The 13,106-nt window shown below is 60.3% G+C and carries 7 protein-coding genes; all 7 read left to right on the top strand.

Annotated features, from left to right (window positions below):
• The first annotated feature begins 3 nt into the window (after positions 1 to 3).
• The 7 genes from BKX96_RS21705 to hemE all read left to right on the top strand — a co-directional run bounded on the left by BKX96_RS21705 (position 4) and on the right by hemE (position 12,992).
• Positions 4 to 2,049: a type IV pilus secretin PilQ gene (locus tag BKX96_RS21705; protein WP_077185448.1), complete on the top strand. Its 2,046-nt coding sequence runs from the start codon at positions 4 to 6 to the stop codon at positions 2,047 to 2,049.
• A 4-nt stretch (positions 2,050 to 2,053) separates the two neighbouring features.
• The gene (aroK, locus tag BKX96_RS21700; RefSeq protein WP_032831512.1) at positions 2,054 to 2,572 is read left to right on the top strand and encodes a shikimate kinase AroK; all 519 of its coding nucleotides are present in this window, start codon (positions 2,054 to 2,056) and stop codon (positions 2,570 to 2,572) included.
• A gap of 151 nt (positions 2,573 to 2,723) precedes the next feature.
• Complete coding sequence (gene aroB, locus BKX96_RS21695) at positions 2,724 to 3,824, top strand: 3-dehydroquinate synthase (protein WP_077185447.1); 1,101 nt, start codon at positions 2,724 to 2,726, stop codon at positions 3,822 to 3,824.
• Between the two features lie 10 nt (positions 3,825 to 3,834).
• Complete coding sequence (locus tag BKX96_RS21690) at positions 3,835 to 5,424, top strand: AAA family ATPase (RefSeq protein ID WP_077185446.1); 1,590 nt, start codon at positions 3,835 to 3,837, stop codon at positions 5,422 to 5,424.
• A gap of 349 nt (positions 5,425 to 5,773) precedes the next feature.
• Entirely contained in the window at positions 5,774 to 10,219 is a 4,446-nt protein-coding gene (gltB, locus tag BKX96_RS21680; RefSeq protein ID WP_077185445.1) for a glutamate synthase large subunit, read from the top strand.
• 33 nt (positions 10,220 to 10,252) lie between these two features.
• Positions 10,253 to 11,671, top strand: coding sequence for a glutamate synthase small subunit GltD family protein (locus BKX96_RS21675; RefSeq protein ID WP_046816965.1), 1,419 nt, complete (start codon positions 10,253 to 10,255; stop codon positions 11,669 to 11,671).
• A gap of 253 nt (positions 11,672 to 11,924) precedes the next feature.
• A complete protein-coding gene (gene hemE, locus BKX96_RS21670; RefSeq protein ID WP_046816966.1) occupies positions 11,925 to 12,992 on the top strand; it encodes a uroporphyrinogen decarboxylase in 1,068 nt (355 codons plus the stop codon).
• The last annotated feature ends 114 nt before the right edge of the window (positions 12,993 to 13,106 follow it).

Raw genomic sequence — 13,106 nt, 5'->3', positions numbered from 1 at the left:
ACAATGAACAGGATTCTCTCCGCCCTCGGCGTATCGCTATGGATAGCGTTGCTGGCGCCGATGGTACAAGCGGCCAAACTCAAGGCGCTGGATGTCGCCGCTTTACCGGGAGATCGCGTCGAGTTGAAACTGGTGTTCGACGAGCCACCTCCGACGCCCCGTGGCTACACCACGGAATCCCCCGCCAGGATTGCCCTGGATCTGCCCGGTGTCGTCAGTCAATTGGCGAGCAAGACGCGGGACCTGGGCAATGGCAATGCCCGTAGCGCGACTGTGGTGGAGGCCAAGGATCGTGCGCGGCTGATCATCAATCTGACCCAGTTGAGCCCCTACGACTTCCGGGTCGAAGGCAATAATCTGTTTGTGGTGATCGGGCAGGGTGGCAAAGGCATGGCCCCGCGAGCGGCCCCTACCGCCGTTCCCGTCCAGGCCTCGAAACGTGCGGCTGCGCCGGCTGGCAAGGCCATTCGTGCGGTGGATTTCCAGCGTGGCACTCAGGGGGAAGGCAATGTCGTGATCGATTTGTCGGATCCGTCCATTGCCCCGGACATTCAGGAACGCGAAGGCAAAATCATTCTCGGTTTTGCCAAGACCCGATTGCCCGAGCCATTGCGCGTGCGCCTGGACGTCAAGGATTTCGCCACCCCAGTGCAGTTCGTCAATGCCAGTGTCATAGGGGATAGGGCGACGATCACGATCGAGCCCGGTGGTGCCTTCGATTATTCGACCTATCAGACCGACAACAAGCTGACCGTCAGCGTCCGTCCGATGACTGTCGACGACCTGCAAAAGCGCAACGCGGACCGTAATGCCTACAGCGGTGAAAAGCTCTCGCTGAATTTCCAGGACATCGATGTGCGCTCGGTGCTGCAACTGATCGCCGATTTCACCAACCTCAATCTGGTCGCCAGTGACACGGTGCAGGGGGGCATTACCTTGCGCCTGCAAAATGTACCCTGGGACCAGGCGCTGGACCTGGTGCTGAAAACCAAGGGCCTGGACAAACGCAAGGTGGGTAATGTGCTGCTCGTTGCGCCGGCCGACGAAATTGCGGCCCGTGAGCGTCAGGAGCTTGAATCACAGAAGCAGATTGCCGACCTGGCGCCGCTGCGTCGGGAACTGTTGCAGGTCAATTACGCCAAGGCGGCCGATATCGCCAAACTGTTCCAGTCGGTGACCAGTGCCGAGGCGAAAGCCGACGAGCGGGGGTCGATCACCGTCGATGAGCGCACGAACAACATCATTGCCTACCAGACCCAGGACCGGCTCGACGAACTGCGGCGAATCGTTGCGCAACTGGATATCCCGGTGCGTCAGGTGATGATCGAGGCGCGCATCGTGGAAGCCAACGTTGATTATGACAAAAGCCTCGGCGTGCGCTGGGGTGGCTCGATACAGAACAAAGGCAACTGGAATGTTTCCGGGGTCGGTAGCGGCGCCGACGCCAGTAGCGGTTCGCCGTTCGTCGACTTGGGTGCCGCCAACAACTCGTCGGGCATCGGCATTGCCTTCATCACGGACAACGTATTGCTGGACCTCGAATTGACGGCCATGGAAAAGACCGGCAATGGTGAAATCGTCTCGCAACCCAAGGTAGTCACCTCTGACAAGGAAACCGCGAAGATCCTCAAGGGCACCGAGATTCCCTATCAGGAAGCCAGCTCCAGCGGTGCTACGTCGGTCTCCTTCAAGGAAGCTTCGCTGTCGCTGGAGGTGACGCCGCAGATCACCCCGGACAACCGGATCATCATGGAGGTCAAGGTCACCAAGGACGAGCCGGACTACCTGAACAAGGTCCAGGATGTGCCGCCGATCAAGAAAAACGAAGTCAACGCCAAGGTCCTGGTGAACGATGGCGAGACCATCGTCATTGGCGGTGTTTTCTCAAATACTCAAAGCAAGGTTGTAGATAAGGTGCCATTTCTTGGCGATGTGCCGTATCTTGGCCGCCTTTTCCGGCGCGACGTGGTTTCGGAGAAAAAATCCGAGCTGTTGGTGTTTCTCACTCCGCGTATCATGAATAACCAGGCGATTGCTGTGAGTCGTTGATTCTGTGCGAAATTTGATACTTGTAGGACCGATGGGGGCTGGCAAAAGCACCATCGGCCGATTGCTGGCCAAAGAGCTGCGCTTGCCATTCAAAGATTCCGACAAGGAAATTGAATTACGCACGGGCGCCAATATCCCATGGATCTTCGACAAGGAAGGCGAACCGGGCTTTCGTGAGCGCGAGCAGGCAATGATTGCCGAGCTGTGCGATTACGATGGCGTGGTGCTAGCGACCGGCGGCGGGGCAGTCATGCGCGAAGCCAATCGTCGGGCGCTGCGCGCTGGCGGGCGGGTGGTCTATCTGCATGCCTCTGTCGAGCAACAGGTCGGTCGCACGTCCCGCGATCGCAATCGGCCCTTGCTGCGCACCGCCGATCCGGCCAAGACCCTGCGGGATCTGCTGGCGATCCGTGATCCCCTTTATCGGGAAATCGCCGATCTGGTGGTGGAAACCGATGAGCGACCACCGCGAATGGTCGTGCTCGATATCCTGGAGCGTCTGCAGCAATTGCCGCCCCGTTAAAGCGCTGCACGAAATGCGCTATCCTCGGCGTCCGGCCATGACCGCTCCAGGTTGTGGCGAACGGCCGACGAACGGCGTCACACCAGCAGTGGCCGTAGACATTCGTTAACTCAAGGCAGGTTGCCTGATTCCATCTTCACTGTGGGGACACATGCAGACACTCAAGGTCGATCTAGGCGAGCGCAGCTACCCGATTCATATTGGCGAAGGTTTGTTGGACCAGCCTGAGCTGCTGGCCCCCCATATTCGTGGACGGCAAGTGGCAATCATTTCCAATGAAACCGTCGCGCCGCTCTATCTCGAACGTCTGACCCGCAGTCTTGCGCAGTTCTCGGTAATTTCCGTGGTGCTGCCTGACGGTGAGGCCTTCAAGACCTGGGAAACCCTGCAACTGATATTTGATGGCTTGCTGACCGCGCGGCATGATCGACGCACCACGGTGATCGCCCTGGGGGGCGGTGTGATTGGCGACATGGCCGGTTTCGCGGCGGCCTGCTACCAGCGCGGTGTCGATTTCATCCAGGTGCCGACCACGCTGCTGTCGCAGGTCGACTCTTCGGTGGGTGGCAAGACCGGTATCAACCATCCGCTGGGCAAGAACATGGTCGGTGCCTTCTATCAGCCGAACGTCGTGCTGATCGACACCACTTCTCTCAATACCTTGCCGGCCCGCGAGCTGTCCGCCGGCCTGGCCGAAGTCATCAAGTACGGGCTGATCTGCGATGAGCCGTTCCTGACCTGGCTCGAAGACAACGTCGACCGCCTGCGCAGCCTGGATCAGCAAGCCCTGACCTATGCCATCGAGCGCTCCTGTGCGGCCAAGGCGGCCGTGGTCGGCGCCGACGAGAAGGAAACCGGTGTGCGGGCAACGCTCAACCTGGGTCACACCTTCGGTCACGCGATCGAGACTCATATGGGCTATGGTGTCTGGCTGCATGGTGAAGCGGTGGCTGCTGGCACGGTAATGGCTCTGGAAATGTCCGCGCGCCTGGGCTGGATCAGCGAGCAGGACCGCGACCGTGGCATCCGACTGTTCCAGCGTGCCGGCCTGCCGGTCATTCCGCCTGAAGAAATGACGGAAGCCGATTTTCTCGAGCACATGGCAATTGACAAGAAAGTGATCGACGGTCGTTTGCGCCTGGTGCTGCTGCGCCACATGGGCGAAGCGGTGGTGACCGACGATTATCCGAAAGAGGTTCTACAGGCCACGCTGGGAGCGGATTACCGCGCCCTGGCTCAGCTTAAAGGTTAATAAGAACGCGATGACTAGTTTGCATGCCGACGAGGCTTTCCTCGGCCACTACCAGTTGAGTCATGACCCTTTTGCTCCACGGGTCCCTGGCTTCAAGTTTTTCCCTGCCCAGCGCAAGCCGGTGCTGGGGCAGTTGCACCATCTGGCGCGTTACAGCCAGTTGCTATTGGTGGTCACTGGTCCCCAAGGCAGTGGCAAGACCCTGCTGCGTCAGGCCCTGGTGGCCAGCACCAACAAGCAAACGGTGCAGAGCGTGGTGGTTTCCGCCCGTGGCGCCGGTGATTCGGCTGGCTTGTTGCAGCAGGTCGCCCAGGCATTGAACGTTGGCCAGGCCGAGATCGGTGCAATCCTGAAACAGGTGGTTCAACTTGCTCTTACGGGGCAGGAGGTCTATCTGCTGGTCGATGATGCCGAGCAGCTTGACGAGTCTGCGCTCGAGGCCTTGATGGCCCTGGCCGCCGGTGCACCGGAAGGCCGTCCGCATGTGTTCCTGTTCGGCGAGTCGTCGATGATCGCTCAGCTCGATCAGTTGAGTCTCGAGGAAGAGCGCTTCCATGTCATCGAACTGCAGCCTTACACCGAAGAGGAAACTCGCGAATACCTGGAGCAGCGGCTCGAAGGCGCCGGCCGGGGTATCGAACTTTTCACTGCAAATCAGATCTCTGATATTCACGAAAGCTCCGAGGGTTGGCCTGGCAATATCAACCAGGTTGCCCGCGATGCGATGATCGAAGCCATGATTGCCAGCCGCTCCGCGGTGAAGCGTCCAAGTATGGGGTTCAATATGCCGAAGAAACACGTATTGGCGATTTCCGCCGTCGTTGTGGTCGCGGTAGCTGCCGCCTGGTTGATGCCGGGTCGCAGCAAGACACCGACCACGGGGGCGCCTGCCAACGAACAGGCGCAACTACCGCTCGGGCAGGGGTCGCCACAGTCTGGCGGTGCGCCGGCCGTTGAATTCGCCGGCAATACGCAGCCAATGCCATTGCCGTTGGTCGGCAATTCGCAACCGGTCATGCGCGAGCCATTGGCCGAAGCGGCAGGCGGTATTACCGAAGGCGATGACGGCGTACCGGTCGAGGGTTCCAGCGCGACCCCGCCAACCGTGACCACCATTGCACCGCCGACAGGCGTTCCGGCTGGCCCTGCGCCAACGCCGGCAGCCAAACCGACGCCTGCACCGACCCAGGTCGCTACCGCCAAACCGGCGCCTGCCCCGGTTGCCAAGCCTGCACCGGCTCCAGCGCCGGCCAAGCCTGCCGCCGTTGCCGCCAAACCGGCCGAAAAACCGGCGACCGGCGCCAAGGCTGCCGGTGGCACCTGGTACGCGGGCCAGGCGCCGGGGAACTACGTGGTGCAGATCCTCGGCACCAGCTCGGAAACGGCCGCGCAAAGCTTCGTCAAGGAGCAGGGCGGCGAGTACCGTTATTTCAAGAAAGTCCTCAACGGCAAACCGCTCTACGTGATCACCTACGGCAGTTTCGCCAATCGTGATGCAGCCGTTTCCGCCATCAAGGCCTTGCCAGCGAAGGTTCAGGCTGGTAAACCTTGGCCACGCTCTGTCGCCAGCGTCCAACAGGAACTGGCAACAGCTCGCTGAAGATTCGGCGGCCTTACCCAGGCCGCCTCTCCAAGCACCTCAAAATTTCTGCACGGCATGCCGCCTCTACAGGCCGCGTGCCTTGTGGTGTCTGCGTCACAGTAGTCTTTGAGTCGTTGCGGTCAAAATTAAAAAAGTTTTGACTAGCACAGCAGATCGCTTTAAACCTTTCACAAATGCGACATAGATTTGCGACATTTCGTCGCCAAATTTGTGAGGCCAAGTGTCGGTGTGTACAATGACCTCCCTTTTGCCCCCGCAAAGCTGGCGTACGTTCGGCGCGGAAGGTAAGTGGTTGAATTGAAAAGAAATTTGCCTCGATAAGAGGCAGCCTGGTGAGAAAGTGTCTATGAAAGCAGGTCTGTACCAACCAGATGAATTCAAGGATAACTGCGGTTTCGGCCTGATTGCCCATATGCAAGGCGAGCCCAGTCATACCCTTTTGCAAACGGCCATCGAGGCCCTGACCTGCATGACCCACCGCGGTGGGATTAATGCTGACGGCAAGACCGGCGACGGTTGCGGTCTGCTGATTCAAAAGCCGGACGTGTTCCTGCGAGCCATCGCCCAGGAAACCTTCGGTGCCGAACTGCCCAAGCAATACGCCGTGGGCATGGTCTTCTTCAACCAGGACCCGGTCAAAGCCGAAGCGGCTCGCGAGAACATGAATCGCGAGATCCTGGCGGCCGGCCTGCAGTTGGTCGGCTGGCGCAAAGTGCCGATCGATACCAGCGTCCTCGGCCGCCTGGCCCTTGAGCGCCTGCCACAGATCGAGCAGGTGTTCATCGGTGGCGAAGGCCTGAGCGACCAGGACATGGCCGTCAAGCTGTTCACTTCCCGTCGTCGCTCGTCGGTGGCCAACGCCGCTGATACCGACCACTACGTCTGCAGCTTTTCGCACAAGACCATTATCTATAAAGGCCTGATGATGCCGGCGGACTTGACCGCCTTCTATCCGGACCTGAGCGATGAGCGCCTGCAAACTTCGATTTGCGTGTTCCACCAGCGCTTCTCCACCAACACCCTGCCGAAATGGCCGCTGGCTCAACCGTTCCGCTTCCTGGCGCACAACGGCGAGATCAACACCATCACCGGCAACCGCAACTGGGCCGTGGCCCGTCGTACCAAGTTCAGCAACGACCTGATGGACCTGGAAGAACTCGGCCCGCTGGTCAACCGCGTCGGTTCCGACTCCTCGAGCATGGACAACATGCTGGAGCTGATGGTTACCGGTGGCATCGACCTGTTCCGTGGCGTGCGGATGATCATTCCGCCTGCGTGGCAGAACGTCGAGACCATGGACCCGGACCTGCGGGCGTTCTACGAATACAACTCGATGCACATGGAGCCGTGGGACGGCCCGGCTGGCGTGGTAATGACCGACGGTCGCTACGCGGTGTGCCTGCTCGACCGTAACGGTCTGCGTCCGGCGCGTTGGGTCACCACCAAGAACGGTTTCATCACCCTGGCATCCGAAATCGGTGTCTGGAACTACCAGCCGGAAGACGTGATCGCCAAGGGCCGTGTTGGCCCGGGCCAGATCTTTGCCGTGGACACCGAAACCGGTCAGATCCTCGACACCGATGCCATCGACAACCGCCTGAAGTCCCGTCATCCGTACAAGCAATGGCTGCGCAAGAATGCCCTGCGCATCCAGGCGACCATGGAAGACAACGACCATGGTTCGGCGTTCTACGACGTCGATCAGCTCAAGCAATACATGAAGATGTATCAGGTAACGTTCGAAGAGCGCGACCAGGTGCTGCGTCCGCTCGGCGAACAAGGTTACGAGGCCGTCGGCTCGATGGGCGACGATACGCCGATGGCCGTGCTGTCCCAGCGCGTGCGCACGCCGTACGACTATTTCCGCCAGCAGTTCGCGCAAGTCACCAACCCGCCGATCGACCCGCTGCGTGAAGCCATCGTCATGTCGCTGGAGATCTGCCTCGGTGCCGAGCGCAACATCTTCCAGGAGTCGCCGGAACACGCCTCGCGCGTGATCCTCAGCTCGCCGGTCATTTCCCCGGCCAAGTGGCGCTCGCTGATGAACCTCGATCGTCCGGGCTTCGAACGCCAGAAAATCGACCTCAACTACGACGAAAGCATCGGCCTGGAAGCCGCGATCCGCAACGTTGCCGATCAGGCTGAAGAAGCCGTGCGCGCCGGTCGTACCCAGATCGTCCTGAGTGACCGTCACATTGCCCCGGGCAAGTTGCCGATCCACGCCTCCCTGGCCACCGGTGCGGTACACCACCGCCTGACCGAGAAGGGCCTGCGTTGCGACTCCAACATCCTGGTGGAAACCGCGACCGCACGTGACCCGCATCACTTCGCCGTGTTGATCGGTTTCGGCGCCTCTGCCGTCTATCCGTTCCTGGCTTATGAAGTGCTGGGCGACCTGATCCGTACCGGTGAAGTTCTGGGCGACCTCTACGAGGTGTTCAAGAACTACCGTAAAGGCATCACCAAGGGCCTGCTCAAGATCCTGTCGAAGATGGGTATCTCGACCATCACTTCGTACCGCGGTGCGCAGTTGTTCGAGGCTATCGGCCTGTCCGAGGAAGTCTGCAACCTGAGCTTCAAGGGCGTACCGAGCCGCATCAAGGGTGCGCGCTTTGTCGACATCGAAGCCGAGCAGAAAGCCCTGGCTACTGAAGCCTGGAGCCCGCGCAAGCCGATCCAGCAAGGTGGCCTGCTGAAGTTCGTCCACGGTGGCGAATATCACGCCTACAACCCGGACGTGGTCAACACCCTGCAAGCCGCTGTGCAGCAGGGCGACTACAGCAAGTTCAAGGAATACACGTCGCTGGTGGACAACCGCCCGGTGTCGATGATCCGCGACCTGCTGAAAGTCAAAACCCTCGACACTCCATTGGACATCAGCGAGATCGAACCACTGGAATCGGTGCTCAAGCGCTTCGACTCCGCCGGTATCTCCCTGGGCGCCCTGTCGCCGGAAGCCCACGAAGCCCTCGCCGAAGCCATGAACCGCCTCGGTGCGCGTTCCAACTCCGGTGAAGGCGGCGAAGACCCGGCGCGCTACGGCACCATCAAGAGCTCGAAGATCAAGCAGGTTGCCACCGGCCGTTTCGGTGTGACCCCGGAATACCTGGTCAATGCTGAAGTGCTGCAGATCAAGGTTGCCCAAGGCGCCAAGCCGGGCGAAGGCGGTCAACTGCCAGGCGGCAAGGTCAACGGTCTGATCGCCAAGCTGCGTTACGCAGTGCCGGGCGTGACCCTGATTTCGCCACCGCCGCACCACGACATCTATTCGATCGAAGACTTGTCACAGCTGATTTTCGACCTCAAACAAGTCAACCCGAAGGCGCTGGTTTCGGTGAAGCTGGTCGCAGAAGCGGGTGTCGGCACTATTGCTGCCGGTGTGGCCAAGGCTTATGCGGACCTGATCACCATCTCCGGCTACGACGGCGGTACCGGTGCATCGCCGCTGACCTCGATCAAATACGCGGGCGCTCCGTGGGAACTCGGCTTGGCCGAAACCCACCAGACCCTGCGCGGCAACGACCTGCGCGGCAAAGTGCGGGTACAAACCGACGGCGGCCTGAAAACCGGCCTCGACGTGATCAAGGCAGCCATCCTTGGCGCTGAAAGCTTCGGCTTCGGCACCGCGCCGATGATCGCCCTGGGCTGCAAATACCTGCGCATCTGCCACCTGAACAACTGCGCCACCGGCGTCGCAACCCAGAACGAGAAGCTGCGCAAGGATCACTACATCGGTACCGTCGACATGGTGGTGAACTTCTTCACCTACGTCGCTGAAGAAACCCGTGAGTGGCTGGCCAAGCTGGGCGTGCGCTCCCTCGAAGAGCTGATCGGTCGTACTGATCTGCTGGAAGTCCTCGAAGGCCAGACCGCCAAGCAACATCACCTGGACCTGACCCCGTTGCTGGGCAGCGACCACGTCCCGGCGGACAAGCCACAGTTCTGCGGTGTTGAGCGTAACCCGCCGTTCGACAAGGGCCTGCTGGCCGAGAAAATGGTCGACATGGCCACTTCGGCGATCAACGACAAGAGCGGCGCCGAATTCGCCCTGGATATCTGCAACTGCGACCGTTCCATCGGCGCGCGGATCTCCGGTGACATCGCGCGCAAGCACGGCAACCAGGGCATGGCCAACGCGCCGATCACCTTCCGCTTCAAAGGTACGGCCGGTCAGAGCTTTGGTGTATGGAACGCCGGCGGTCTGAACATGTACCTGGAAGGCGATGCCAACGACTATGTCGGCAAAGGCATGACCGGCGGCAAGCTGGTCATCGTTCCGCCGAAGGGCAGCATCTACAAGACCCAGGACAGTGCCATCATCGGCAACACCTGCCTGTACGGCGCCACTGGCGGCAAGCTGTTCGCCGCCGGTACCGCGGGCGAGCGTTTCGCCGTGCGTAACTCCGGTGCCCACACCGTCGTGGAAGGCACTGGCGATCACTGCTGTGAGTACATGACCGGTGGTTTTGTCTGCGTCCTGGGCAAGACCGGTTACAACTTCGGCTCTGGCATGACCGGCGGTTTCGCCTACGTGCTCGATCAGGACAACACCTTCGTTGACCGGGTCAACCACGAACTGGTGGAAATCCAGCGGATCAGCGGCGAGGCGATGGAAGCCTACCGTAGCCATTTGCAACGCGTGCTGAACGAGTACGTCGAGGAAACCGACAGCGAGTGGGGTCGTGAACTCGCCGAGAACCTCGATGACTATGTGCGTCGTTTCTGGCTGGTCAAGCCCAAGGCTGCCAACCTGAAATCGTTGCTTTCCAGCACCCGTGCCAACCCGCAGTGATATGCGCCTGAAGAGTTTGATGAGGTTTTAACAATGGCTGAACGTCTGAATAACGACTTCCAGTTCATCGATGTCGGGCGCAAGGATCCGAAGAAGAAACTGTTGCGTCAACGCAAGAAAGAGTTCGTGGAAATCTACGAACCCTTCAAACCCCAGCAGTCGGCCGACCAGGCCCACCGCTGCCTGGGTTGCGGTAACCCGTATTGCGAATGGAAGTGCCCGGTGCACAACTTCATTCCCAACTGGCTCAAGCTGGTGGCCGAGGGCAACATCCTCCAGGCTGCCGAGCTGTCGCACCAGACCAACACCCTGCCGGAAGTCTGCGGCCGGGTGTGCCCGCAGGACCGTCTGTGCGAGGGTGCCTGCACCCTCAACGACGGCTTCGGCGCGGTGACCATCGGTTCGGTGGAGAAGTACATCACCGATACCGCGTTCGCCATGGGCTGGCGCCCGGACATGTCCAAGGTCAAGCCGACCGGCAAGCGTGTCGCGATTATCGGCGCCGGCCCGGCGGGCCTCGGTTGTGCCGACGTGCTGGTGCGCGGTGGCGTGACCCCGGTAGTGTTCGACAAGAACCCGGAAATTGGCGGTCTGCTGACCTTCGGTATCCCCGAGTTCAAGCTGGAAAAGACCGTGCTGAGCAATCGCCGCGAAGTCTTCACCGGCATGGGCATCCAGTTCCGCCTCAACACCGAGGTGGGCAAGGACGTGACCATGGAGCAACTGCTCGAAGAATACGATGCGGTATTCATGGGCATGGGCACCTACACCTACATGAAGGGCGGCTTCGCCGGTGAGGATCTGCCAGGCGTCTATGATGCCCTGGACTTCCTGATCGCCAACGTCAACCGCAACCTGGGCTTTGAAAAGTCGCCGGAAGATTTCGTCGACATGAAAGGCAAGAAGGTCGTGGTCCTGGGTGGCGGCGACACGGCGATGGACTGCAACCGTACTTCGATCCGCCAGGGCGCCAAGTCGGTGACCTGCGCCTATCGTCGTGACGAGGCGAACATGCCGGGCTCGCGCAAAGAGGTGAAGAACGCCAAGGAAGAAGGCGTGAAGTTCCTCTACAACCGCCAGCCGATCGCCATCGTTGGCGAAGACAAGGTCGAAGGCGTGAAGGTGGTCGAGACCCGTCTCGGCGAACCGGACGCCCGTGGCCGTCGCAGCCCCGAGCCGATCCCGGGCTCCGAAGAGATCATCCCGGCCGACGCCGTGGTCATCGCCTTCGGTTTCCGCCCAAGCCCGGCACCGTGGTTCGATCAGTTCGCCATCCAGACCGACAGCCAGGGCCGTGTCGTGGCCCCGGAACAAGGCCAGTACAAGCACCAGACCAGCAACCCGAAAATCTTCGCCGGTGGCGATATGGTTCGCGGTTCTGACCTGGTGGTGACGGCGATCTTCGAAGGCCGCAATGCCGCCGAAGGGATCCTGGATTACCTGGGCGTCTAACCCCGGCGCCTGAGCCAAACGCAATAACCCTGTGGGAGCGAGCCTGCTCGCGAAAGCGGTCTGCCAGCCAACTTCAATGTTGGATGTGCCGGCTTCTTCGCGAGCAGGCTCGCTCCCACAGTTGTTTTAGGGCGTTGCGGAAAATCGTGTTCCAGCGCGACAAATTGACCCGATAGACAAAAGGCTGACCTGCATTCGTGCCTTTTGCGTCGCGCTCTGAGAAAATGCCCGCACTTTTTTTCCGGATGCCGACATGACTGCCCTGAAGAACGACCGTTTCCTGCGCGCCCTGCTCAAGCAACCCGTAGACGTCACCCCTGTGTGGATGATGCGTCAGGCGGGTCGCTACCTGCCTGAATACCGCGCCAGCCGTGCCAAGGCCGGCGATTTCATGAGCCTGTGCATGAACCCGGCGTTCGCTTGCGAAGTCACGATGCAGCCGCTGGACCGTTATCCACAACTGGACGCGGCGATCCTTTTCTCCGACATCCTGACCATCCCCGATGCCATGGGCCAAGGCCTGTACTTCGAAACCGGAGAAGGTCCGCGCTTCAGGAAAGTCGTCAGCACCCTGGCCGACATCGAAGCCCTGCCGATTCCTGATCCGCACAAAGACCTGGGTTACGTGATGGATGCGGTCAGCACCATCCGCCGTGAACTGAACGGCCGCGTGCCGCTGATCGGTTTCTCCGGCAGCCCTTGGACCCTGGCCACCTACATGGTCGAAGGCGGCTCGTCGAAAGACTTCCGCAAGACCAAGGCCATGCTCTACGACAACCCCCAAGCCATGCACTTGCTGTTGGATAAACTCGCGCAGTCGGTCACCAGCTACCTCAACGGCCAGATCATGGCCGGTGCGCAAGCCGTGCAGATCTTTGATACCTGGGGCGGCAACCTGTCGGCGGCGGCGTACCAGGAGTTTTCCCTGGCGTATATGCGCAAGATCGTCAGCGGTCTGATTCGCGAGCACGAAGGTCGCAAGGTTCCGGTCATCCTGTTCACCAAGAATGGTGGCCTGTGGCTGGAAAGCATTGCTGACGCTGGCGCGGATGCCCTGGGCCTGGACTGGACCTGCGACATCGGCAACGCCCGTGAGCGTGTCGGCAGCAAAGTTGCCCTGCAAGGCAACATGGACCCGACGGTGCTCTACGCCAAGCCGGAAGCGATTCGTGCCGAAGTCGGGCGTATTCTCGCCAGTTACGGCAAGGGCAGCGGCCACGTGTTCAACCTTGGCCATGGCATCACCCCGGAAGTCGATCCGGAACACGCTGGCGCCTTCCTGCGCGCGGTGCATGAGTTGTCGGCGCAGTATCACGAATAATTACGTCAAAGTTGATTAAAGCCCGTCTGGCCTGGCGCCAGGCGGGTTTTTTTATATGTTTTATTTTGTCTCTGGTTTAATTGTTGCCTCTTGTAAGATTTATTTTCTTTCTTT

This window comes from Pseudomonas putida (genome assembly GCF_001976065.1).
Classification (GTDB): Bacteria; Pseudomonadota; Gammaproteobacteria; order Pseudomonadales; family Pseudomonadaceae; genus Aquipseudomonas; species Aquipseudomonas serbica.
The sequence above is the reverse complement of the archived record's forward strand: the minus strand, read 5'-3'. Positions and strand labels throughout refer to the sequence as shown.

Bases quoted from the DNA above. Each gene is read 5' to 3' on its own strand.
- aroB (WP_077185447.1), top strand. From the start codon at position 2,724: ATGCAGACACTCAAGGTCGATCTAGGCGAGCGCAGCTACCCGATTCAT.
- BKX96_RS21705 (WP_077185448.1), top strand. From the start codon at position 4: ATGAACAGGATTCTCTCCGCCCTCGGCGTATCGCTATGGATAGCGTTG.
- gltB (WP_077185445.1), top strand. From the start codon at position 5,774: ATGAAAGCAGGTCTGTACCAACCAGATGAATTCAAGGATAACTGCGGT.
- BKX96_RS21690 (WP_077185446.1), top strand. From the start codon at position 3,835: ATGACTAGTTTGCATGCCGACGAGGCTTTCCTCGGCCACTACCAGTTG.
- BKX96_RS21675 (WP_046816965.1), top strand. From the start codon at position 10,253: ATGGCTGAACGTCTGAATAACGACTTCCAGTTCATCGATGTCGGGCGC.
- hemE (WP_046816966.1), top strand. From the start codon at position 11,925: ATGACTGCCCTGAAGAACGACCGTTTCCTGCGCGCCCTGCTCAAGCAA.